Here is a 22,486-nt window from a genome sequence, read left to right on the forward strand (position 1 = left end):
ATCCATGCGGATTAGGCCGTCTCTTGCATGCAAGAGGAACATAGGATCGACGTTCCGAGTCGGTCAAGGGGTCGAAGAGAAGCGCTTGATCCCTTGCCGGTAAGCCCAGTTCAGAGGCTCAGAAGGACAAGAACCGGGCCGTGGGAGGGTGATCGGGGCGCCGATCCCATTGACATGCAAGAAAGCTCTTCGTAACTTCCTGGCACACCACAGATCCCGCGAGCAACAGGAGGGCACGGCATGGGCATCGACCTGAAGAGCCGGGTCGGCAGGGTGTGGGAAGCGGCCTGGAACCACGGCGACACCGACGCGCTGGACGGGCTGCTCACCCCCGGATACATCCGACACGGCCGCACCGAGCAGGGACTGGAGGACCTCAAGGCGGGCATCACGGCGTCCCGGGGCGGCATGCCCGACCTGCGGACCGTGATCGACGACTATGTGCGCGACGGCGACCGGCTGGCGATCCGCTGGCACAGCAGCGGCACCCACACGGGCCCGCTGCTCGACGTGCCTCCCACAGGACGCCGGCTCACGGTCTCCGGCGCCACCTTCTCGACGGTGGACGACGGCATGATCACCGAGGAGTGGGTCACCTGGGACCCCCGGCAGATGCTGCACGCCCTCGGCATCATCCCCCTCAGCAGCGCGTTCGAGACGCTCGGCGGAAAGCGCGACGGAAAGGCGGTCACGGCATGAGCCCCACGGCAGGAGCAGCGACGGCAGAGGACGCGGGGGCCATACCCCAGGGCGTGCCCCAGGATGTGCTGCAGGAGGTGCCGCAGGAGGTGCCCGAGGAGCAGATCAAGGGTGTGCACCGGAAGTTCGCGACGGGTGTCACCATCGTCACCGCCATGGACGGCGACCGTCCCCGGGGCCTGGCCGTCAACGCCTTTTGCAGTCTCTCGGTCACTCCGCCGCTGGTCATGGTCTGTGTCCAGCGGACGTCTTCCACCTACGAGCCGCTGTTCCGCGCACACCACATGGGCATCAGCATCCTGGCCGCCGACCAGCTGCCGGTGGCGTCCGTCTTCGCGCGCAAGAGCGAGGACAAGTTCGCCGGACTGAGGTGGACCCGCGCCGCACACGGCTCACCCCTCATCGACCACAGCGCGGCCACCATGGAGGCACGTATCGAGGAGCGGATACAGACCGCCACCCACACGGTCTTCGTCGGACGCGTCGTGGAGGCCACCTCCTCCGAACGGCCGCCCCTCATCTACAGCGCCGGAGGCTTCTACGACGGAGGCCGCCTCGACCAGGCGGCCACCTGACCTCGGGGACCCTGTGAGCCGACGGACGGCGCGCTCCTGACCGGAGTGAGCGGCGAAGGGTGCGCCGGTGCCGCACCGGGCGGCGGAGCCGTGCGCGGGTGACCCGCGAGGATGCACGGGTGACCGGAGGCCGTCACTCTGGCTGCGTGAAGGACGCGACACGCGCGTCCAGCCAGGCCAGGCTCGCCCAGGCCAGCGCCGCCACGGTGACGCAAACAGCCGCGGCCGACACCACGGCACGTACGCCCCGCCCCGCCGCCCGGCGGCTCAGGAGAGAGCTGGTCAGCCGCCAGATCGCCAGCGTGACCGCGGGGACACCGAGCAGCATGACCGGCAACTCCACGTACAGCAGGCTCCAGTCCCGTTCGCCCTCGAAGCCGCCACGCAGACCGGGCCCGGCCCCGTACCTCCACACGCCCAGCCCGGCCACGGCGGCGGTGACCGCCACCAGACAGCCGACGGCGCCGCTCGACCCGACTTGTTTGCCCATGCCCCTACGGACGTGCCTCCGGCCGAGCGAGTTCCCGTGAGCGAGGGGCGCGATCCGTCTCTGACGCTCGCCCGCTAGCGACGCCGACGTGGCAGTGGCACTCGCGGACCGGCCGACGAGGCTCGGTGCGACGCGATGTTCCGGGCGGTCTCCTCGCCTCGCGACGGGACCGCCCGGAGCGGCCCTCACTCCGAGGCGGGTGGCCGCCGAACGCCGTAGCGGCCGGGGAGGCCCCTGGAAGGAGCAGAGGCCGTTGCAGTCGAAGAGCCAGCCGGTGCCGCAGTCGTTCTCGACGAGGGTGCAGCCACCGCGGTAGCACTGCCGCCGCGCATGTGCCGCATGTGCCGTCGAATGCCAGGACCCATCGTTCCGGCGTGTGTCGTTCGGACATCCTCGTTCTCCCTGTTCTTGTCGGCGTTGTTGTTGCCGGGGTGGCTCAGCGCGGGGAGCGTCCCACTGCTGCATGTACGCGACAAGATATGGAAAGCGCCATTCCGCATCGCCGCCGCGTTTCATTCCGGGCGGCGCAGCGGAGGAGGGGTGAGGTCCGTGCTGGGGGCGGCGGCGGCCTCGCGGGCCCAGGTGGTGAGCGCCGCGATGTCGATGCCGTGCGGCGGGTCGTCGGTGAACGCGGTGAGGCCGTCGGCGGCGCGGAGGAGCAGCGAGGTGGCACCGGAGGTGTTGCCGCGGGCTGCGTGGGTGAGGCCCACGGCGAACTGGGCCAGCGCCCGCCACAGGGCGCGTTCGCTGTCGGGTCCCGTCTTCCAGGCGTCCTCGAGGACCTCGTGCGCGTGGAAGGGCATGCCGGTGTCGATGAGGCGCTGGGCCTCGGACAGGGTCTCCGGCGGGGTGCGGACGAGACCTTCCGGGGCGCGGGCGACGCCCGGTGAGCCGTAGGGGAGGGGGCGCCCGAGCCCGTCGCGGGGGCGGGCGTTCTGGGCCCGTCCCGTCGCCGGATCGCGGTCACGGTCGCGGTCGCGAACCCGGTTCCGGTTCTGGTCCTGGTCCCGTCGCCGGGTACGTGGTGACGGCGCTGCGGGCCGCGCGGCGGGCCCGGCTCCGGTCCCGGGTTCCGGCCCCGGCCCCTCGGGCCCCGGCGCGGCCTCGGACACCGGGCCCGGAGTCGTGTCCGTGTCCGTGCCCGCGTCCGTATCCGGGTCCGTGTCCGGCACGGCGCCGCAACGGGGACACGGCGCCCGCGGATCCGTCGTCTCCCTGACGGCCCCGCACTCCGGGCACACCAGCCCGGCCCAGCACGCCGGGTCGCCGCCCTCGGGACGGTACTCGCTCACTCGGTCACCCCTTCGCACACGCACCGGTCGCCCACCGCACCGGTCTCCACCTGGCACCCTAACGACCCGTCACGCGCGACGAGCGCCGTCAGGAGTGGGGATGCGCGGACGGTGCCAGATGGGCGCGCTCGCCCTGCGCCCCGAACAGGGCGAGCATTTCGGCGGGACGGCTGTCCGCGCTGCCGATCCAGTGCGGTACGCGGGTGTCGAACTCGGCGGCCTCACCGACCCCGAGCCGGAACTCCTGCTCGCCGAGCACGAACCTGATGTGTCCGTCGAGGACGTAGAACCACTCGTACCCCTCATGGGTCTGGAGCTTCATGGTGGGTGCCCGGCCGATGGGCGGGTGGATCACCTTGTACGCCTGGATGCCGCCTGCCCGCTTGGTCAGCGGCACCATCACCAGCCCCGACCGCCGCACAGGGCGCAGATGCACGCGCGGGTCACCTGTGGGCGGCGCCGCGACGAGATCGTCGAGCGGGACACCGTGCGCCCGTGCCAGGGGCAGCAACTGCTCCAGCGTGGGGCGGAGCCTGCCGTTCTCCAGGCGGGACAGGGTGCTCGCCGTGAGCCCCGTCTCGTCGGCCAGCGCCGCCAGCGTGGCGCCCCGCGCCTGGCGCAGCGCACGCAGCCGTGGCCCGACTTCGGCCAAGACGTCTTCCGAGGGGTTGTCCATGACCCGATGATGCGGATCCGCAACTTTTCTTGCAAGGGGGGAACGGCGGCGCCAATGCTGTCGGTACCTCACCGGCGCCGAACGCACGCAGCGGAACACGCTCGGCACGCCGGCCGACGCACACGAAGGGGCACCGCACATGGATTCCACCCGAAGCCGACGGCCCAGCACCGATGCCGCGGACAACGGCACGGAGGCGGGCAGCCAGGACGCCGAGCTGTTCTGGGAACGCCACTACCGCACCCAGCGCACCTGGGGCGCACGCGTCAACCCACTGCTCGCCGGGACCGCCGCACCGCTGAGCCCGGGCACGGCGCTGGACCTGGGCTGCGGCGCGGGCGGCGACACCATCTGGCTCGCCCAACTGGGCTGGCACGTCACCGCCGTGGACATCTCCGCCACCGCCGTCGACGGGGTACGGGAACGTGCCCGCGACCTGGGCATCGGGGACCGGGTCGTCACCGAACAGCACGACTTGGGCAGCAGCTTCCCCGACGGTACGTTCGACCTCGTCTCGGCCCAGTATTTCCACACCCCGTTCCCGCTGCTCCGCGGCCGGGTCCTGCGCACCGCCGCACATGCCCTGCGGCCCGGTGGCCTGCTGCTGATCGTCGACCACGGATCCACCGCGCCCTGGTCGTGGAACCAGGACCCGGACATCCACTACCCCACACCCGACGAGGTCGCCGCCGAACTCGCTCTCGACCCCGCGCGGTGGTCCGTCCTGCGCGCCGACATGCCCCAGCGGCGGGCCACCGGACCCGCGGGCGAGACCGCCACCGTCACCGACAACGTCCTGCTCATCCAGCACACCACCGGAACGGAGTGACCCGATGCCGGAGAACGGTGCACAGCACCCCCGGACCCGGACCCGCCCCCAGGCCCGGTCCACGACCCGCCCCCAGACCCGGAACCGCCCGCGCACGGAGGACACCGGCCCCCCGTCGACCGGCGCCGACGAGAAGGCCACTCTGCGAGGCTTCCTCGACTATCTGCGGAACTCGGTCGCGGACAAGGTCGCGAGCACACCGGAACCACACGTCCGAGAGAGCGGCGTGCCCTCGGGCACCAGCCTTCTCGGGCTGCTCAAGCATCTGGCGTCCGTCGAACGGTTCGCCTTCCTCGGAGAGGACGCCGACGACTGGCGTGCGACGATGCGGCCGTCGGCGGAGGACACCGTCGACGGTGTGCTGGCCGACTACCGGAAGAGCGTCGAGCGGGCCAACGAGGTCATCGACGCCTGCCCGGACCTGACCCTCCCCGCGCCGCGGCCCGCGCGACGGGGCCCCGGGCCCTCGATGCGGTGGATCCTGGTGCACATGATCGAGGAGACCGGCCGGCACGCGGGCCACGCCGACATCCTCCGCGAGCGGATCGACGGTTCGACGGGCCGCTGAACAGCCGTCGTGCGGCGTGCCCCCGCCCGCCGCACGACGGCCTGGGAATGGCCTTCCGGCGCGGTTCCCGTCAGTTGTTCTCGTCCCAGCAGACGTACACCTGGCGCAGATACGGCCAGGTGGCGGGGCCGACCTTGCCGTCCACATCCAGGACCTTCCTCTTGCACAGCTCGTTGACCCTGGTCTGGAACTTCTTCGTGGCCGACTGCGAGTTGCTTCCGAAGATCCCGTCGACGGTGCCCGGGCTGTATCCCTTGTACTTGAGAAGGCACTGCGCCTCCTTGCCCGCGGCGGAGACGGACGTCGAGGAGGGCTGGACGGTCTCTCCGCTGTAGTACCCGGCGTGGTACTTGGAGTCCTCGATGGTGGGGCCGTTGGATTCCGTGATGTTGCACGAATACGCCTGGACACTCATGTCCGCCGCCGCTGCCGGAGCGGCGGAGACACCGGACAGCGCCAGAGCGGCCACCCCCGCCGCCATGCTGAGCTTCACTCGGAATCGCATGTCTGCCCCCACGTATGTCTTCGGTACGGCTCCATCGTCGTCGCGGTCCGGCGCAGGTGCCGAGCACCGGCCCGCCGCCTCAGACTCCAGGACACGCCCCTGGCCGACAAGGCATTTCAGCCCTGCCGAAAAGGCCCAGGACACGAGGCGGACGCCGAAGGGCCCCGCGAGGCCGTGCCGTCGCGGCAGTGGCCGTGCCGCAGTGCTGGCGCACCAGGACCCGATGGTGTACGCCGTAGCCCAAGGGGACAGCGAGCGGCCATCGCTCACGAGGTGGGGGGAGACCCGATGAAGGCGATCGTCCAGGAACGCTTCGGCCCGCCGGACATCCTCCGGCTGACGGACACCGACCGGCCCGAACCCGGCGCGGGCGAGGTACTGGTACGGGTGCGTGCCGCCGCGCTCAACCCGTACGACTGGCACATGATGCGCGGCGACCCGTACGTGGCACGGCTGGCCGGGGGCATGGGGCTGACGCGGCCGAAGCACCGGGTGGCGGGCCTCGACGCGGCCGGAGAGGTGGCGGCCGTCGGCACCGGAGTACAAGGACTCCAGCCCGGCGACGAGGTGCTGGGCTTCTGCCAGGGCTCCTTCGCCGAGTACGCGTGCACCCCGGCGGAGCTGCTGGTGCCCAAGCCCACGAAGCTGACCTTCGAACAGGCCGCGGCCGTACCGGTGGGGGCGGCGACGGCGCTGCGCGGCATCCGCACCGTGGGCCGTACGCGGGCCGGGCAGCGCGTGCTGGTCAACGGGGCCGCGGGCGGCGTGGGTTCGTTCGCCGTGCAGATCGGCGTGTCCCTCGGCGCGGAGGTCACCGGGGTGTGCGGCGCCCGCAACGTCGAGCTGGTGCGCTCACTGGGCGCGGCACACGTCATCGACTACACCAAGGCGGACTTCACCGCGGGGCCCGTGCGCTACGACGTGATCCTGGACAACGTGGGCAACCACCCGCCGGGCCGACTGCGCCGGGTGCTCACCCCGACGGGAACCCTGGTCGCCAACGGCGGCGGATCGCCAGGGCACGTCTTCGGCGCGGTGGGCTCCACACTGCGGGTGGCCGCGGCCAACGCGTTCGTCCGGCAGCGGCTCCGCCCGATCCTTCCCGCGGTCCCCGCGGGGCCGGCCCACGAGGACCTGCTCGCCGTCACCGTGCTCATCGAGTCCGGCGAACTGACCCCGGTGGTCGACCGCACCTATCCGCTGGCCGACACGGCGGAGGGTGTGCGCCATGTGGAGGGGGGCCACGCCCGGGGCAAGGCCGTGGTCACCGTGCGGTGAACACTGGGGGAGGCCGGATCCGGTACCACCAGCGCGGCGGGAGGTGGCGTGTCGGGGTGTCCCCTGCCCCTGACCGGTGCGTCGGCCGGTGGCGTTCCTAGAGGTCGTACACCGCGAAGTCCGTCACCGGGCGGTAGCCGATCCGCCGGTACAGGGCGTTGCTGGTGGGGTTGGCCAGGTCGGCGAACAGCAGCACCTCCGCCGCGCCCGCCGCCAGCGCCGCCCGGCTGACCTCGGCCGTCGCGGCGCCCGCGTAGCCGCGGCCACGCAGCGGGGCCGGGGTGTAGACGGGGGACACCCTGACCTGTCCCGCGACCATCGGCGTCACACCCGCCATGGAAACGGGGGTGCCGTCCGGTGTCTCCCAGAACGTGACACGTCCGTCGGCGATGCGCGCGTCGGCCCAGGAGCCGTCGGACGTCGACAGGGTCGCGCCGATGGCCCCGTCGAACTCCCGGTGCCAGCGCACGAGTTGCTCGTGGTCCTGCGGGCCCGCGACCCGCGCCCGGCCCTCGGGGCGCGGCTCCGGTGCGGCGAGGGTGCCGAGGCGGTACAGCCGCTGGCGCTCGCGGAGCTTCGGTGCCGCGCCGGTGTGCCGCTGCCAGGCGGTGGCGAAGGCCGCGGCGGTGTCGCGGTCCGCGCCGACACCGGGGACGGTGTGCCCGAGGGCGGCCAGACGACGGGCGAGCGCTTCGGACTCGTCGGGAGTGAGCGGGGTGAGGTTCAGACGTTGGGGCGGAGTGCGGAAGAACGTCGCGCGGACCTCGCCCGCGCTCTCCAGGATGCCGAAGACGGGGTCCTCGGCGCCGTATGTGTGCGGGCCGCGCGTGCGCAGTGTCTCGGTCACCGTCAGAGGGATGGTGTGCGGGGCGGGGCGTGAGCGCAGGAAGTCTCCCGCGCGGGCCAGAAAGGTGTCGACGTCGTGGATGAGGTGCCAGTCGTCCGGGCGCATGCCCCATGTTCACGCGCCTTCGCGGGGCGCGCCCGTGGTTTTCCGACGAGGCGAGGCCGGGGGAGCGTGGCGTGGCAGGGGGGGCGAGGGGGCGCGGGCCGACGCCGTTCGTGCACCGGGCCAGGTGTCGGACCCGTATGTGACAGTTCTCCGCACCAGCCGGTCCGCGCGTGCCACCAGGGCAGGGCGGACCGGCGGGCGCGGCGTGCGACGCACCCGACGACCAACCTCACTGGAGCACCCCATGCACGACCAGTCCGGCTCTCTGCCGACCGGACCGACCGGCGCCGACGAGGCTCCCGGCGCCCCGGCCGTCGTCTACGACACCGAGGTGCGTATCGGAGGCCGGTGCCGGCAGAGCGGGTCGTTAACGGTCCGGCTGGACCGGGGAGAGCCCTCCGGAATGGCGGAGCTGGCCTGGCGGTCCGAGAGCGGAGCCGAGGCCGTGATCGCGTTCGACGGCGAGGGCGGAACGGGGGTCTTCCACGGACACCGGCGTAGCGTCGACGGCACGACGCGGGAGTACCGGGGCACCGAGCGCGCACACCGGCCGGGCTCCGAGAAGCGGACGGACGACCGGACGCTCACGTTCACCACCGAGGAGGACGGCGACAGCGGCAGGCCGCCCACCGGCCGGTTGCGTCTGCTGCTGGACGACGGCCACGGCCCCGTCGAGCGGATCACCTGGCGCGAACGGCACGGCACCTTCGCGTCCGTGGCCCTGCGGACCAGGCCCGACATCCGCGGCACCGTGCCGGTGGCGGTGACTGAGGTCGTGGCCAGCGACGAGCACAGGGCGGCCGGTGAGACCGCCGCGAACCTGCTCACCCCGGGACCGGCGAAGTGGCTGGCGTTCGCGAGCACCGCGACGCTGGACCTCGTCCTCTGCACACTGCGAACCACGTCGCGCGGCGCCCGATGCCCGACCACCACAGCGGAGGGCGGCAGCGGCCGACCGGTGCCGCCCTCCGCTGTGGTGTGGACGATCAACTGCCCGGAACGCACTGACGGTTGGGCCATCGCCGCGTCCATACGCGGTGTGACCGTCAAGGTCTCACGAGGCGAGGGGTGTTCACGGTACTCGGTACTCCTGTTCCGGGCGTCCGGCGGCGCCGTAGCGGAGGCGCATCCGGAGCAGGCCGCGGCCGACCATGTCGGCCAGGTACCGCTGTGCGGTGGCGCGGGAGACGCCGACCAGGGCCGCGACCTCGCCCGCTGAGAGAGGGCCGGTGGCGTCCTGGACGGCGCCGAGTACCAGTTCCCTGGTCACGGCGTGTGCGGCGGTGGAGGTGCGGCGGCTGTTGCCGCCGGGTGCGCGGAGGGCGGCGAGTGCGTCGTCCAGGGCCTCCTGGTCGACGGTCTCGGCGTCGGTGAGCTGCCGGTAGCGCACATAGCCTCGGAGCCGTGCGGCGAGCGTGTCCGGTGCGAAGGGTTTGATCAGGTAGGTGAGTGCGCCCGCCGCTATCGCCGTGCGCACCGTACGTCCCTCGGCCGCCGCGCTCAGCACGAAGGTGTCGCAGGGCAGTGTGCGCAGCAGTTCCAGTCCGGAGCGGTCGGGCAGGTAGAGGTCGATGAGGGCGAGGTCGATGGGCGCCTGGGCTGCGTGGGCCTGCTGCGCGATCCGTGCTGCCTCGTCGGCGGAGCGGGCCGTACCGGCGACGGTGCAGCCGTGTGTCTCCGCCACGATGCCGGAGTGCAGGCCGGCGACGCGGAAGTCGTCGTCGACGACCAGGACGGACAGCGGTTGCCGCAAGGGTGGCGGCGGGGGAGTGGTGCTCATGCGGGGTGCTCCGGAGGGGCGTCGTCGGGATGGGCTGCGGGGTTGTTGGGGTCGGCACCGGGTGCGGTGCCCAGCCCTGCGTCCGTACGGGAGCCGTCCCCCGTGCCGGGGCCGCCGTCGTCCTCGACGGCAGTGTCGTCGTCGGCCGCCAGCACCCCGGGGAGGCGGGCCACGAAGACGGCCCCGCCGGTCACGCGGTCGTCCGGACAGGGCGGACCGGGTGTACCGGATTCGGTCTCCGAGCCGGCCGCGTCCGCAGAGGGCGGGGCCTCTCCGGCTCCGGGCCCGCCTGCCGGGCCGGGCGCCGTGGGTTCGGGCGGGGCTCCTGGCTCCGTGAGCCGGAGGTCGCCGCCTCGGGCGCGGGCGATCTGGCGGGCGAGGGGAAGGCCGACGCCGCGCTCGCCGAGCGCTTCGGCGTCCGGCTCCTTGGTGGACACACCCTCGTCGAACAGGTCCTGGCGCCGCGCGGCGGCCACACCGTCGCCGCTGTCGGCGACCGTGACGAGCAGGGTGTCGTCCAGGCCGATGAGTTCGACCTCCACCCGGCGCGGAGTGCGCCGCCCGCCGTGCGCGGCGTCGACGGCGTTGTCCACGAGGTTGCCGAGCACGGTGGTCACGTCGACGGGTGCGGAAACCGTCCGGCGCACCCATGTGCCGCCGCCCAGCACCAGGGTGACCCCGCGCTCGCGCGCCGCAGCGGCCTTCGCGGACAGGAAGGCGCGCAGCGAGGAGTCCCGCACGCTCTCGGGGCCGAGGTCGGGCAGGGTCTCGCCGAGCGGCCCCGAGCCGAGCAGCCCGTCCAGGTAGCCGGCGGCCTCCGTCGGCTGCCCGGAGTGCACCAGGCCGGAGAGTACGTGCAGCCGGTTGGCGAACTCGTGCCGCTGCGCGCGCAGCGCGGCGCTCATGGTGCGTACGGCGTCGAGCTGCCGGGTCAGTGACTCCACGGCCGTACGGTCCTGGACGGTGAGCAGCGTCCCGAGCCTGCGGCCCTCGCGCCGGACCGTCCGCGCGGACACCACGAGGACCCGCTCCCGTACGACGGCCATGACAGCGCGCCCGGCGTCCGGCTCCCGCAGCACGGCGCGCACCCGCGGGGTCAGCCCCAGCGCCGCGACGGGGGTGCCGGGAGCCGCTTCGACGCCCAGCAGCGTGCGGACCTCGTCGTTGGCGACCGTCACCCGGTCCTCGGCGTCCAGCGCGAGCACTCCTTCGCCGATGCCGTGCAGCACGGCCTCCTGCTCCTGCACCAGCGTTGCCAGCTCCTCCGGCTCCAGGCCGAGGGTGAGCCGTTTCCAGCGGCGCGCCAGCAGCATGGAGGCCGCGAGGCCGACCAGCAGTGCCGCGACGAGCCAGCCGAGACCGCTGAGCAGCACACGGGCCTGCTCGGCCCGTACGGCCTGGGCCGAGACGCCGACGTTGGCCTCGCCCACGACCGTGCGCGAGCCCGGCGCGCGCACCGGGACCTTGGCCACCACCTCCTCGCCGAGGTGGGCGCGGTGCCGGGCCAGCTCCTCGTGCCCGGAGAGGGCGGTGGAGGGGTCGGTGCTCACCCGGTGGCCCAGTTCCGCCGGGTCGGGGTGGGCCAGGCGGGTGCCGTGGTCGTCGGTGACGACGACGAACAGTGCGTCGGTGCGCCGTCGCACCGTCTCGGCGCGCGCGTTGAGCCAACTGTCCGCGAGCGTGGCGCGCGAGGCGTGCGCGGCGCCGCCGCCGGGCCGGTCGGCGGCCTTCGACCAGCGGGCCGCCGCCGCGCGCACGCCCGCCTCCCCGGCGACGGTACGGGCGACGGCGAGCGCGCGCTGCTGGTACTCGCGGGTGAGCCGCCGCTCGCTGTCCCACGCGAAGGCGCCGAAGGCCGTGCCCACGACCAGGGTGACGACCGCGCACTGGAGCAGCAGCGTGCGGGTGCGCAGGCGGAGCCACGGCCACGCGCGCGGGCGGCGGGTGGGCGTGGCCGCTGCGGAGGGTGCGGCCGACGCGGCAGGTGTGGGGGAGGCGGTGGTGGCGGGCGGGGGCGGTGCGGGTTTCACCGCTCCCACGTTAGCCGCGCCGCGTGCGCTGAGCAGAATGCACACAACTCACGGAACAGCGGTTTCGCGGGTTGCGAGCGAATGCTTCAAAGCCGATGGGCCCGGCGGATAGCTTCCCGGCCTGGGACACACGCGACGCGACCGTGGTCCCGCCCGCACCGCCCGGCCCCTCGGGACCCGCGCGGCGACGGCCTACACGGTAGCGGTACGGGCCAGACCGGGCCGTACCGCCGGGAGCGTCGCAGCACGAGCCGCAACCTCATCAGGAGTCCGCATGCTCATACCGCGCGCAGCGTGGCGCGACGGCACCGCCCGTACCACCACTCTCAGCCGCCCCGCCCTCCCCGGACGCTCCTCGCGCACCGCAGTCCGTGGCGCTGTGGCCGCAGGGCGGCGGTCGTGACGGGGCACGCGTGGCTGCTGCTGGTCACGCTCGCCGTCGCGATCGGCGTGCTGGTGCTGCTGATCAACTCGCGGCTGCGGTTCCACCCGTTCGTGGCGCTCATGCTGGTGTCGGTCGGTGTGGCGCTGGTGGCCGGTCTGTCCACCGAGCAGATCGCCGAGTCGCTGGAGAAGGGCGCCGGAGGCATTCTCGGCGACGTCGGCGTCACGCTGGCGTTCGGCGCGATGCTGGGCCGGCTGCTGGCCAACTCCGGTGCCACCGAACGGATCGCGCGCGTGATCGTGGACCGGGCCGGGGTGCGGTCGCTGCCGTGGTACATGGCCGGGGCCGCGTTCGTCATCGGCATCCCGATGTTCTTCGAGATCGGGCTGATCGTGCTGCTGCCGCTGATCTTCAGCGTCGCGCGGCGGCTCCAGGACAGCGGTCAGGTCAAGGGCTCGCCCTACGTCTACCTCGCCACCCCGACCATCGCGGCCCTGTGCACCCTGCACGGCATGGTGCCGCCGCACCCGGGCCCGCTGATCGGAGTCGAGGGTCTGCACGCCGACCTCGGCACCACCATCCTGGTCGGCCTGATCTGCGCGGTGCCCACCATCATCCTCTCCGGCCCGGTGTACGGGCGCTGGATCGCGCCGCGGCTCGCCGTCAATCCGGACCGGGAACTGGTCGCACAGTTCACCGGTACGGCCACGACAAACACGACCACGGAGACGCAGGCGGACAGCGCCGAGCCGCACGGTGCGACCGCTTCCGCGTCCCCGAGGCCCGGCGGGGTCCCGCTCGGCTGGGCCCTGGCCGCGGTGCTGGTGCCGGTGGTGCTGATGCTGCTGCGCACCGTCGCGGAACTGGCGCTGGACGAGTCCAGCCCGGTACGGCACGTACTCACCTTCACCGGTGAGCCGGTGATCGCCATGTTCGCCGGGTTCCTGTTCGCGCTCTTCGCCCTCGGCTACCGCAGCGGACAGCCGCCCGAGAAGGTACGGGAGTCACTGGCCGACAGCATCAAGTCCGTGGCCGGAATCCTGCTGATCATCGCGGGCGGCGGCGCGTTCAACCAGGTCCTGGAGGACTCCGGGATCGGCAAGGCCATCGAGTCGGCCGCCAGCGGCGCGCACCTCAACCTGCTGCTGCTCGGCTGGCTGATCGCCCTGGTGCTGTCCTTCTCCACCGGCTCGGCGACCGTCGGCATCGTCGCGGCGACCGGCATACTCGGCCCCATGGCGGACCACGGCGGGGGTGTCGAGAACTCCCTGCTGGTCGTCGCCATCGGTGCCGGTTCGATCGGCCTCAACTACGTGAACCACGCCGGTTTCTGGCTGGTCAAGGAGTCCTTCGGCATGACCCTCGGCCAGGCCACCAAGTCACACACGGCGATCCAGACCCTGGTCAGCGTCTGCGGCCTGCTGATGGCCCTGCTGCTCTCGCTGTTCGTCTGACGCTCCGCCCGCTCCGGCCGCACGGCCCGGCCGCCAGACGCATCGTGATCGCGGTCTGGCGGCCGATTCGGCTGACCACACGCTCACCCGCTCGCAGAGCGGGCCAACGGCCGCGGCCTCCTGCCGCCGACGAGTCCCTCCACTCCATCACCCCCGCGGCACGTCCGCCCGTTTCCCGTCCCCGACGGCGGTGAGACCGACGAACAGGTCCCCGCACCGTGGGCCGGAGTGCCTGCGTACGCCGCCCCCTTCACACGCCGCGCGGGCGGGAACCGACCCGCTTCCCAGGAGGGAGTCGCATGGTGACCACGGACCCCGCCACCACGCCCCGATGCGCCGTTCCGAGGCGGAACCTCCCCTTCCCCCCTCCCGGGTCAACGAGCACTCCGACAGGCTGACGCAACACCTGGAACGGTGGGCCGTGCGGTGGGGCGGCGTGCCGGAGGACGCGCTGGCCGAATGGCGCGCGGGACGGTACGCGCGGCTTGTCGCCCGCATGTTTCCCACGGCCGCCCCTCCGCTGCTGGAGCCGACGGGCGAGGCGGTGCTGTGGCTCTTCCTGTACGACGACCACCTCGACCCCGGGCAGCCGGGCGCCGCGCCCCGCGCGCTGGCGCACCCCACGGGGCGCCGCCATCGCCGGAGTGCCGCCCCGAGGGCAGGCCCCTGCTCCATCTCGCCCTGGTGGGGCTCCGGTTGCAGATGGAGGGGGCCCGCCGTGACACGGTGCGCCGAGCGGCTGTACGTGGCTGACCTCTGCGCGCGGCTCACGCCTACGCGCATCCGAAGTCCACTACGGAGCCCTGCCGGTACGCACCGGCCCACGTCGACGTCACCGCCGTGCACCGTTGAGCGCGAACGTGCCGGCGATGTGGCCGTCCACCGTGGGCGCGCCGCCGCCGCCGTCACCGGCACCGGACTCCCACCGCGTCCATCAGCATCGGGAAGGACGCGTGCAACTCCCGTTCCCAGTAGCCCCAGAGGTGGCTGCCCGCCCCGTAGAAGTGCGCGGTGACATCGCCGCCGAGACCGCGCAGCCTCCGCACCAGCGCTGCGCTCATGATCTCGCACAGCGGCTCGACGTCGAGGTCGGGCGGGTTGCCCGCCGGGTCCAGCGGGCCCGGGGTGCCGTCGCCGCTGGAGACGTAGACCGGGGTCCGGGTCAGCCGCGCAGCGAGGTTCACGGGGGAGTGCGCCGCCCACACGTCGGCCTGGGCCTTCGGATCGCCCCACAGCGCCAGCGGGTCGAGGCCGTTGTCCTCCAGGATCATGCGGAGGAACGCCGGGCCGTCGTAGGCGCTGGGCTCGTGCGGTCCGGTGTACGGAGGGTGCAGCACCCCGCTGTAGGAGGCCGCCGCGCGGAACATCCCCGGGTGGCGGGCCGCGTACGACAGGGCGCCGAAGCCGCCCATGGACAGGCCCGCGATGACGCGCGCCCGCGCGGCGCCGTAGTCCCGTTCCAGAATCCGGCGCAGTTCAGCGAGGTGGAACGTCTCCCAGCGTGGTGCGCCGCCGGTTCCGCCGTTCCACCAGTCGCTGTAGAAGCCCGCGCGGCCGCCGTCCGGCATGGCCACGAGCACTCCGGTGTTCCGGGTGAAGTCCGCGACGTCCGTCTCCCGGGTCCATGAGTCGTAGCCGTCCCAGGCCCCGTGCAGCAGATACAGCACCGGCCAGGTCTGCCGTGTGCCCGGTCGCCAGCCCGGCGGCAGGAGCAGCCGGACCGTCGTGTTCCCGGCCAGTGCGGGCGAGGCGATGGTGACGTCCAGGGTGCGCGCGTCCCGTCGTTCCTCGGCGACGACGCGGGCGCGTTCCCGCGCGGACGGGGGGACTGTGGCTGCGGCACCCTCTCGCCTGGTCCCGGCCTGGGCGGTGGGCGTCGGGAGGAGGGAACCGGCCGCGGTGGCGGCGGCTCCGGTCAGGACGGTACGGCGTGTGGCACGGCGCATGGTGTCTCCAGACGGACGGCGCGGGCGGTGACCGCGTGAGAGGTGGGAGGAGGCGGCGCGGGGGAAGGGCCGCGGTCCCGTCCCTCGGGACGGGACCGCGGCCGGGGTCGGGGCCGGGTGGCCGGCCGGGGTCTGGCGGCGCGCGCCGTCAGGCCGTCGTGCAGGACGAGCCGTTGAGGGCGAAGGCGGTGGGCGGCCCCGAGTCGCCCGTGTGGGTCGCCTGATAGCCGATGTTCACGCTGGCGCCGGGCGCGATGGCGGCGTTGTACGCGGCGTTGGTCGCGGTGACTCGACCGCCGCTCGGGCTGAACGTGGCGTTCCAGCCGGAGGTGATCTTCTGGCCGCCGGGGAGAGTGAGGCCCAGTGACCAGCCGTTGACGGGCGCTGTACCGGTGTTGGTGACCGTGACCGAGGCGGTCAGGCCGCTGTTCCATGTGTTGGTGGTGACGGCGACCTTGCAGTCGCCGGGCTCGGGATCCGGGCCGGGCCCGGGGCCGTCCTCGTCGAGGCCGAAGAAGTGGATCGCGCGGGCCGCCATGCCGCTGGCGATCAGGTTGTGGCCGACGCCCTGCAGGCTGATGGCCTCCACAGGAGTCTGGTCACCGGTGCCGCCGTAGCGGGTGCGTGTCCAGTTGGGCTGGGGCGTGTCGGTCATGGCCGGGGTCTGGCTGACGCCGTGGACGTCGGTCCACTGCTTGATCTGTTCCTGGAAGTTCGGGTAGCGGAGTGTGTCGTCCGCCGTGCCGTGCCAAATCTGCATCCGCGGGCGGGGACCCGTATAGCCCGGATACGAGCCGCGGACCAGGTTGCCCCACTCCTGCGGGGTGTGCGTGATCGTGCCGTTGGCGCAGGCGCTGTTCCAGCCGGAGCCGTCGGTGGTGGCGAAGCAGCCGAACGGCACGCCGCTGAACGCCGCACCCGCCGCGAACACGTCGGGGTAGTTGCCCAGCATGACGTTGGTCATCATCGCGCCGGAGGAGACACCGGTGACGAAGACGCGTTCCGTGTCGGCGTCGTAGGCGCGGGTCACGTAGTCGACCATCGAGCGGATGCCCACCGGGTCGCTGCCGCCGCCACGGCGCAGCGCCTCGGGGGAGGACACGTCGAAGCACTGGCCGCTGCGGGTGGCGGACGGATAGATGACGATGAAGCCGTACTGGTCGGCCAGCGAGGCGAACTCGGTGTTGGCGTAGAAGACCGGTCCGGTGCCGGTGCACCAGTGCTGGGCCACCAGCACCGCGGGCCGTTCGGTGACGCTGTCCGGCACGTAGAGGTGCATCCGGAGGTTGCTGGGGTTGCTGCCGAAGCTGGTGACCTCGGTGAGGGTGGCGGTAGGGGTGGCTGGGGCGGCGGAGGCGGCGGGGGCGCTGATCAGCATTCCCGCGAGCATGGGCAGAAGGGCCGCGACGAGGGTGCCGATCATCCTGCGGGCGGCGCCGGTGCGCCGGGCCACGCCCCGGCGCCCGGGCCCGGGCACGTGCCTGGCCCCGGGCAGGTGCCCGGTCCTGGTGGCACCTCCGGCTCCGGCGGCGTTCCCGCCGCTCGCGCCGCTCGTGCCTCTGACGTTGTTCACACGGCTGACGGTGTTCGTGCGTCTGTTGGCCACGTCCATGACCCTTCCCGGCTGCGGGTATGAGGGAATGACTGCTGTGCCTGCCGTGGCATCGGCTCTGATGCGACGGCCATGGGGCGCGCGTCCCTCCGTGTCCTGGCGCTGTCGGGGCAGGGCGGGTCCGCCCGTACCAGGTGGGCGGCAGCGCTCAGGGCCCGGCGGCGGCCCGTCCCGCGACGAGCGGTGCTCCCGGGGGCGGTGCTCCTCCTCGCTCCCCGGCTGAACGGCCGAGGCAGGGCGTCGGGGGGGGGCGTCTCCGGGAAGGCCGCCGTATTGCCAGCGGCCTGTGGGACCGCTCCCACAAACTATCGGCGCAGCCTGAACACCCGTCAATCCCCGCGCACCACCCCCGGACCACATGCCTCCGGCGGCCGAGGCCACGTGGCCCTTTGACGCGTCGCACGGCGCAATAACGATACTTATCCCGCTGTTCCAGTGACTTGGAGTGTTCCTCCTGCCATTTCAAAGAATAAGAAGGTGATTGTGAGCCTCCCGGAGTCCTTTTCCGCCAGGAGGAATCACCGTGCACCGCCGTACCCGCCGACTGGGTGTCCTCGCCGCCGGTATCGCTCTCACCCTCACTTTCCCCACGGCCGGTGCCGTTGCTGCCGGGACACGGCCGGGCAGCGGCCCGGCCCCGGCCCCCGTACCTCGTGGCATCGACACCTTCCCCGTAGCCCTCATCGCCTCGCTGAGCCGCCCCGACGCCTCGCCTCCCGGCGCCAACGACTGGGGATGCCGCCCCACCGCCGCCCATCCGCGCCCCGTGGTGCTCCTCCACGGCACCTTCACCAACGCCTTCAATTCCTGGAACGAGCTGTCTCCCAAATTGAAGAGGGCGGGCTTCTGCGTCTTCGCGCTCAACTTCGGTGCCCGTCGGGGCTCGGTGTTCAAGGCCACGGCGGCCATCCCGCGTTCCGCCAAGGAAGTCGCCGCCTATGTCGACAAGGTGCGCGCGGCCACCGGCGCTCGCCAGGTCGACGTCGTCGGATGGTCCCAGGGCGGCGGCGTGCTGCCCCGTTGGTACCTGAAGTACGAGGGCGGAGCCGACCGGGCCGCGCCGTGGAAGAACAAGGTGCACCGCCTGATCGGCATCGCTCCGAGCAACCATGGCAGCACGGCGAGCGGGCTCATGACCCTTGCCGAGCAGCTCGGCCTGTTGGGCGCGGTGGGGGCCACTCTCGGCCAGGCCGTGCCGGACCAGGCCATCGGCTCTGCGGTCAACCGCCGCCTGGACAGGGGCGGCGACACCATGCCGGGCATCGCCTACACCACCGTCGTCTCCCGGTACGACGAAATCGCCACCCCCTACCAGAACCAGTACCTGAAGCCCGGACCGGGCGCGACGGTACGCAACATCACCCTCCAGGACGAGTGCCCCGAGGACCACACCGAGCACCTCGGAATTCCCTACGACCCGGTCGCGCTCGACCACGTGCACAAGGCCCTCGACCCCGCCCACGCCCCCACGCCACGCTGCACTTACGTTCCCCCGATCGTGAGTTGACGGCGCAGCCTGTGGGGTCAGCGGCGGGTGCCGGGCTGCCCGGCCGACGTCGTGCCGTCGCGACGGCCGCTCAGGGCACGGACGCACCAGCCTATGAAGACGGCGTTGACCAGGGCGCCGAGACCGACGGCGACGAACAGCATCGAGGCGTGATCCGGCAGCACCAGCAGGACGAGGCTGACCGGCGCGGTGGCGAACACCGGCCAGACCCCGGCCAGGGAGGCGTCCGGCGAATCGATGTTCCCCATCACGAGGGCCCAGAGGAGGAGGGCGAGGCAGGCGACGAGATAGACGCGGGCGAGGACGGTGCTCAGCGCGTCACGGACGACACGCACGGCGGAACGGGACGGGTTGGCGCTGCTCATGGTGGTGTGCTCCTCGTGTGCGGTGGTGCTGGTCGTGGTGGTGTTGATCGTGATGGTGCTGGTCATGGCTGGTGTCCGCTCGGTACCGGGCGGTGTGTACGGGCCGACGGCCGATGCGTTGTGCTACGGATCAGTGCGTGGGCGGTCGGGCAGGAAGGCCGTCAGAGGTGGGTGCCGGGCGGATTCGGTCGGGCCAGCCCCAGGTCGTAGGCGAGAATCGTGGCCTGGACCCGGTCACGCAGCCCCAGCTTGCGCAGCAGCGCGTTCACATGGGACTTGACGGTGCCGACGGTGATGTTCAACTCCTCCGATATCTCCGCGTTGTTGAGGCCGGAAGCGATCAGGGTGAGCACGAAGCGCTCCCGCGCCGTCAGCCGGTCCAGGACGCCCGCGTCCCTGTCGGCCGAGGGCCGGTCCGGCTGGCTGTCGGCGAAGTGGCCGATGAGCCTGCGGGTCGCGGAGGGTGCGAGAACACTGTCCCCCGCGGCCACGGTCCGGATGCCGTCCAGGAGTTCACCGGCCCGCACGTCCTTGAGGAGGAAGCCGGAGGCACCGGCGCGCAGTGCGTTGAAGACATAGGAGTCGAGATCGAACGTGGTCAGCACCAGGACGCGAGGGGCGTTCTCCCCGCTGGTCAGGATCCGGGTGGCGGCGATGCCGTCAAGTTCCGGCATCCGCACATCCATCACCACGACGTCGGGCGCGAGTTGGGCGGCGAGGCGCACCGCGGTGGCGCCGTCGCCCGCCTCGCCCACGACGCTCATGTCCGGCTCGGCGTCGATGACGGCGGCGAAGCCCGCGCGTACGACGATCTGGTCGTCGACGACCATCACCGTGAGCGTCATCGGGGTTCCTCCTCGTGCGCCCCGTCCGGGGTGCGGTTCGTGTGCTCCGGAGCGGGAGTGGGGCTCTCGCCGGGCGCGGGTGCGGGGCTCCCGCCAGTGGCGGGGGCGGCATGTGGCGGGCCCAGGGGCAGGCGCAGCAGGACCGTGCCCGCCTCGGGGTCGCTGGTCAGGATGCCACCGAGCGCGGCGGCGCGCGTGGCCAGGCGTTCGCGCACCGCGGGCCGGGTGGCGCGGTGTGCGCCGGTCGCGGTGAGAAGCAGGGCGTCGTCGGCGACGTCGAGCGCGAGCGCGGTGGGCGTAGGGCGGCCCTCTGCCCCCACCGGCTCGCCCGCCGTCAGTATCGTCTCGGCGGCGCGATAGGCCGCGAGATCCACCTCGGCCGGCAGCTGCTCCGGCACCCGGCCGGAGACATGGACCTCGACCTCGCGGCCGGTCGCCCGGCACTGGTGGGCGAGCAGGTCCAGCGCCTGGAGCGTGGGCTGCGGCCGCAGCTCGCCGTGCTCCTGCCCGTCGCGTACCGCGTCGAGCAGTGTGCGCATGGCGGCCAGCGCGTCGCGCGCCCGCTGCGCGGCCTGCGGCAACCGTCCCGCCTCCGCCTCCTCGATCACCTCGGCCGTACGTGACAGCACGGTGGTCTCCAGCCCGGCCGTGATGCGGCGGCGTTCGGCCCATGCCTCGCGGACCGCTTCCCGCGTCCACGCGGTGAGACGGTCCTCGTGCGCGCCCCGCTCACTCCGTTCCCGCTGCCCGTACCGTGCACCCACAGCGCAGGCCACGCCCGCCGCGGCGGCCGACACCGCGCCGGCGCTCGCGGCCACCGTCCCGGCGGACACGCCGCCACCGTCCCGGGCGAGAACCACGAAGGCAGCGGCGACGGTGTGCACCGCGACGGCCGCCGCCGGCAACACCCACGGCCGCCCTCCGGCGAACCGGCGGACCGTGTGCGCGTACGTGCGCGTCGTACGGCCCTTGGCGGAGGTGTTCCGGGGGGACTGCTCGCCAGAGTCCCGGTTCAGCACCTCCCGGTTCGGCACCGCGCGCTTCGCAGCCGCCCCTTTCGCCGCGTCATCACCGCGCTCGGCGGCGTGGCCGTTCGACGCCCCGCGTGCCGCGTGTACGGCGAGCATCGTGCAGGTGGCGAGCCCGCTCAAGGCCAGGGGGAGGGACACCGGCCCCGCGTACCCGCCCTCGGCCATCGCGACGGGCCACAGCGCGGCCAGGACGAGCAGCGCGCCCGACGCGGTGCGTGGCGCGCGGCGCAGCCACAGCAGCGCCACCGCCTGCGCCCCGGCCAGCAGCGCGAACAGCACACCGGCCGAGACACCGGGGCCGCTCGACGCCTCCTCGCCCCGGATGACGGCCAGAGGCACCAGAGGCTGCACACACAGACCGAAGGCGGCGGCGAACTGTGCGACACGGAAGGACCGTGGGACGGACGCCGGGGGCGGCACCGCGGCCCGCCCCGGCAGCACCGCGCGCACCTCCCACCCTCCGTCGGGCGTCGGCCCGCTCGTCAGCGTGCCGCCCGCCTCCCGCGCCCGGCCGCGCAGCATCGTCTGCCCGCGTCCGCCGCCGAGACCCGCACCGTGCGGGGTGCCGCCCTCGGGAGTCTGGGGGGCCGCGTTCGTGACCACGATCTCCGTGCTCGCCTCGCCGTAGGAGCACCGCACAGTCGTCGGGGCGCCGAAGGCGTGGCGCACGGCGTTCGTCAGGGCCTCGCGGACGATCCCGTACGCGGCGTCGCCGACGGACCCCTCCGGCAGTGCCTCGATGTCGCAGGTGACGGGCTGTCCCAGGGAACGGAACCCGTCCACCAGGGCCCGCATCCGTTCCTCCGGCTCCTGGACGTCCTCCACCCGGGCCGTCGGAGCCCGCACCGCACCGAGGGCCCGGGTCACCGTCCGGCCCGTGTCGGCGGCGAACCGCAGCGCCTCACCCACCAGTTCCGGACGCCGCTCGCCGAGCCCGAGCGCCGCCTCCGTCGTGACGACGACGGCCGTCAGGTGGTGCGCGCTGACGTCATGCAACTCGCGCTCCATACGACGGCGCTCGGCCGCGGGGAGACGGTGCCGCTCGGCCTGGGCCCGGTGCCGCTGCTGCTCGGCGGTCCTGCGCGCGGTGCGCAGCCGCCCCAGTTGCAGACCGGTGCCGCAGGCGGCGGCGTAGAGCAGGGCCGTCAGGACGAGGTCCAGGCCCTGGCGCTCGCCGAGCCCGTGCAGGCTGATGTTGTATATGACCTGCCAGACGGCGAGGGTGGCCACGCACAGCACAGCGGTGGTGGTGTCGCGCTCCATCGCCACCGTGAGGAGCGCGAGGGCGACACCCGCGGTGCCCAGCACCGCCATTGCGCCGGCGGGCAGCGGGCCAGCGCCGACGGCGCAGGCGGCGACGACGAGGACCAGGACGGGCACGGGCCTGGTGCGCCGCGCGCACAGCGCGGCCGTCACCAGAGTGTCGACCAGGATCGCCGCGAGGAGATCGGCGGTCGCCGGTGTGGCGCCGAGCAGCAGCGCGGCACCTGGCCACACCAGGGCTTGGGCAGCCAGCAGCAGGACCGGCAGCAGCCGGTCGTCGGTTCGTTCCATGATGTGTTCAAGGCTAGCGAGCAGGGTCCTCGCGGGCCTCCGGCCACAGGCGGACAGCCGACTCCACCCAGGGATAGAGACGGGCCGCTCGCACCCCGTCCCGGGATGGAGCG

At 73.0% G+C, this 22,486-nt stretch carries 19 protein-coding genes and 1 pseudogene; 8 read left to right on the forward strand and 12 right to left on the reverse strand.

Features of this window, described 5'->3' with window-relative positions; all coding sequences use genetic code 11:
* Positions 1–240 precede the first annotated feature (240 nt).
* On the forward strand, positions 241–699 hold the full coding sequence (locus ACYVOO_RS20710; protein ID WP_461017139.1) for an ester cyclase: 459 nt from the start codon (positions 241–243) through the stop codon (positions 697–699).
* Positions 696–1,274, forward strand: coding sequence for a flavin reductase family protein (locus ACYVOO_RS20715; protein ID WP_461017140.1), 579 nt, complete (start codon positions 696–698; stop codon positions 1,272–1,274). The genes ACYVOO_RS20710 and ACYVOO_RS20715 overlap by 4 nt, the downstream gene beginning before the upstream one ends.
* A 133-nt stretch (positions 1,275–1,407) precedes the next feature.
* On the opposite strand, the gene ACYVOO_RS20720 is transcribed toward ACYVOO_RS20715, so the two are convergent.
* The 3 genes from ACYVOO_RS20720 to ACYVOO_RS20730 form a co-directional block, all read right to left on the reverse strand.
* Positions 1,408–1,764, reverse strand: a complete 357-nt coding sequence (locus tag ACYVOO_RS20720) for a hypothetical protein (RefSeq protein ID WP_461017141.1) — start codon at positions 1,762–1,764, stop codon at positions 1,408–1,410.
* A gap of 512 nt (positions 1,765–2,276) precedes the next feature.
* A complete protein-coding gene (locus tag ACYVOO_RS20725; RefSeq protein ID WP_461017142.1) occupies positions 2,277–3,056 on the reverse strand; it encodes a DUF309 domain-containing protein in 780 nt (259 codons plus the stop codon).
* 88 nt (positions 3,057–3,144) lie between these two features.
* Positions 3,145–3,732 carry a helix-turn-helix domain-containing protein gene (locus tag ACYVOO_RS20730; RefSeq protein ID WP_461017143.1) on the reverse strand — a complete coding sequence of 196 codons (588 nt, stop codon included), beginning with the start codon at positions 3,730–3,732 and terminating at the stop codon, positions 3,145–3,147.
* Between the two features lie 139 nt (positions 3,733–3,871).
* On the opposite strand from ACYVOO_RS20730, the gene ACYVOO_RS20735 reads away from it, so the two are divergent.
* Together ACYVOO_RS20735 and ACYVOO_RS20740 are read left to right on the forward strand one after the other, a co-directional pair.
* Entirely contained in the window at positions 3,872–4,561 is a 690-nt protein-coding gene (locus tag ACYVOO_RS20735; RefSeq protein WP_461017144.1) for a class I SAM-dependent methyltransferase, read from the forward strand.
* Positions 4,562–4,565: 4 nt separating this feature from the next.
* Positions 4,566–5,129 carry a DinB family protein gene (locus tag ACYVOO_RS20740; RefSeq protein WP_461017145.1) on the forward strand — a complete coding sequence of 188 codons (564 nt, stop codon included), beginning with the start codon at positions 4,566–4,568 and terminating at the stop codon, positions 5,127–5,129.
* Between the two features lie 70 nt (positions 5,130–5,199).
* Here the strand turns inward: ACYVOO_RS20740 and ACYVOO_RS20745 are convergent, their stop codons facing one another.
* Complete coding sequence (locus ACYVOO_RS20745) at positions 5,200–5,634, reverse strand: peptidoglycan-binding domain-containing protein (RefSeq protein WP_461017146.1); 435 nt, start codon at positions 5,632–5,634, stop codon at positions 5,200–5,202.
* A 288-nt stretch (positions 5,635–5,922) separates the two neighbouring features.
* On the opposite strand from ACYVOO_RS20745, the gene ACYVOO_RS20750 reads away from it, so the two are divergent.
* On the forward strand, positions 5,923–6,912 hold the full coding sequence (locus tag ACYVOO_RS20750; RefSeq protein WP_461017147.1) for an NAD(P)-dependent alcohol dehydrogenase: 990 nt from the start codon (positions 5,923–5,925) through the stop codon (positions 6,910–6,912).
* Positions 6,913–7,009: 97 nt separating this feature from the next.
* On the opposite strand, the gene ACYVOO_RS20755 is transcribed toward ACYVOO_RS20750, so the two are convergent.
* Positions 7,010–7,864 (reverse strand): GNAT family N-acetyltransferase, encoded by an 855-nt coding sequence (locus ACYVOO_RS20755; RefSeq protein ID WP_461017148.1) that lies wholly within the window; start codon positions 7,862–7,864, stop codon positions 7,010–7,012.
* Between the two features lie 244 nt (positions 7,865–8,108).
* Between ACYVOO_RS20755 and ACYVOO_RS20760 the strand changes: the two are divergent.
* Positions 8,109–8,390: pseudogene (locus tag ACYVOO_RS20760) on the forward strand (hypothetical protein); the annotation flags it as partial.
* Positions 8,391–8,936: 546 nt separating this feature from the next.
* Here the strand turns inward: ACYVOO_RS20760 and ACYVOO_RS20765 are convergent.
* Together ACYVOO_RS20765 and ACYVOO_RS20770 are read right to left on the reverse strand one after the other, a co-directional pair.
* The gene (locus tag ACYVOO_RS20765; RefSeq protein ID WP_461017149.1) at positions 8,937–9,644 is read right to left on the reverse strand and encodes a response regulator; all 708 of its coding nucleotides are present in this window, start codon (positions 9,642–9,644) and stop codon (positions 8,937–8,939) included.
* Entirely contained in the window at positions 9,641–11,674 is a 2,034-nt protein-coding gene (locus ACYVOO_RS20770) for a sensor histidine kinase (RefSeq protein ID WP_461017150.1), read from the reverse strand. Before ACYVOO_RS20770 ends, ACYVOO_RS20765 begins: the two co-directional genes overlap by 4 nt.
* A gap of 399 nt (positions 11,675–12,073) precedes the next feature.
* Here ACYVOO_RS20770 and ACYVOO_RS20775 point away from each other — a divergent pair, with 399 nt between their 5' ends.
* A complete protein-coding gene (locus ACYVOO_RS20775) occupies positions 12,074–13,513 on the forward strand; it encodes a GntP family permease (RefSeq protein ID WP_461017151.1) in 1,440 nt (479 codons plus the stop codon).
* 905 nt (positions 13,514–14,418) lie between these two features.
* On the opposite strand, the gene ACYVOO_RS20780 is transcribed toward ACYVOO_RS20775, so the two are convergent.
* Together ACYVOO_RS20780 and ACYVOO_RS20785 are read right to left on the reverse strand one after the other, a co-directional pair.
* On the reverse strand, positions 14,419–15,459 hold the full coding sequence (locus tag ACYVOO_RS20780) for an alpha/beta hydrolase (RefSeq protein ID WP_461017152.1): 1,041 nt from the start codon (positions 15,457–15,459) through the stop codon (positions 14,419–14,421).
* A gap of 148 nt (positions 15,460–15,607) precedes the next feature.
* Complete coding sequence (locus ACYVOO_RS20785; protein ID WP_461017291.1) at positions 15,608–16,882, reverse strand: extracellular catalytic domain type 1 short-chain-length polyhydroxyalkanoate depolymerase; 1,275 nt, start codon at positions 16,880–16,882, stop codon at positions 15,608–15,610.
* Positions 16,883–17,594: 712 nt separating this feature from the next.
* On the opposite strand from ACYVOO_RS20785, the gene ACYVOO_RS20790 reads away from it, so the two are divergent.
* Positions 17,595–18,578, forward strand: coding sequence for an esterase/lipase family protein (locus ACYVOO_RS20790; protein ID WP_461017153.1), 984 nt, complete (start codon positions 17,595–17,597; stop codon positions 18,576–18,578).
* A 17-nt stretch (positions 18,579–18,595) separates the two neighbouring features.
* On the opposite strand, the gene ACYVOO_RS20795 is transcribed toward ACYVOO_RS20790, so the two are convergent.
* From ACYVOO_RS20795 to ACYVOO_RS20805, 3 genes are all read right to left on the reverse strand, one after another.
* Positions 18,596–19,009, reverse strand: a complete 414-nt coding sequence (locus tag ACYVOO_RS20795; RefSeq protein WP_461017154.1) for an SCO4225 family membrane protein — start codon at positions 19,007–19,009, stop codon at positions 18,596–18,598.
* A 95-nt stretch (positions 19,010–19,104) separates the two neighbouring features.
* On the reverse strand, positions 19,105–19,788 hold the full coding sequence (locus ACYVOO_RS20800) for a response regulator (protein WP_461017155.1): 684 nt from the start codon (positions 19,786–19,788) through the stop codon (positions 19,105–19,107).
* Positions 19,785–22,373, reverse strand: coding sequence for a sensor histidine kinase (locus ACYVOO_RS20805; RefSeq protein WP_461017156.1), 2,589 nt, complete (start codon positions 22,371–22,373; stop codon positions 19,785–19,787). Before ACYVOO_RS20805 ends, ACYVOO_RS20800 begins: the two co-directional genes overlap by 4 nt.
* Positions 22,374–22,486 lie beyond the last annotated feature (113 nt).

Source organism: Streptomyces daliensis (genome assembly GCF_054782395.1).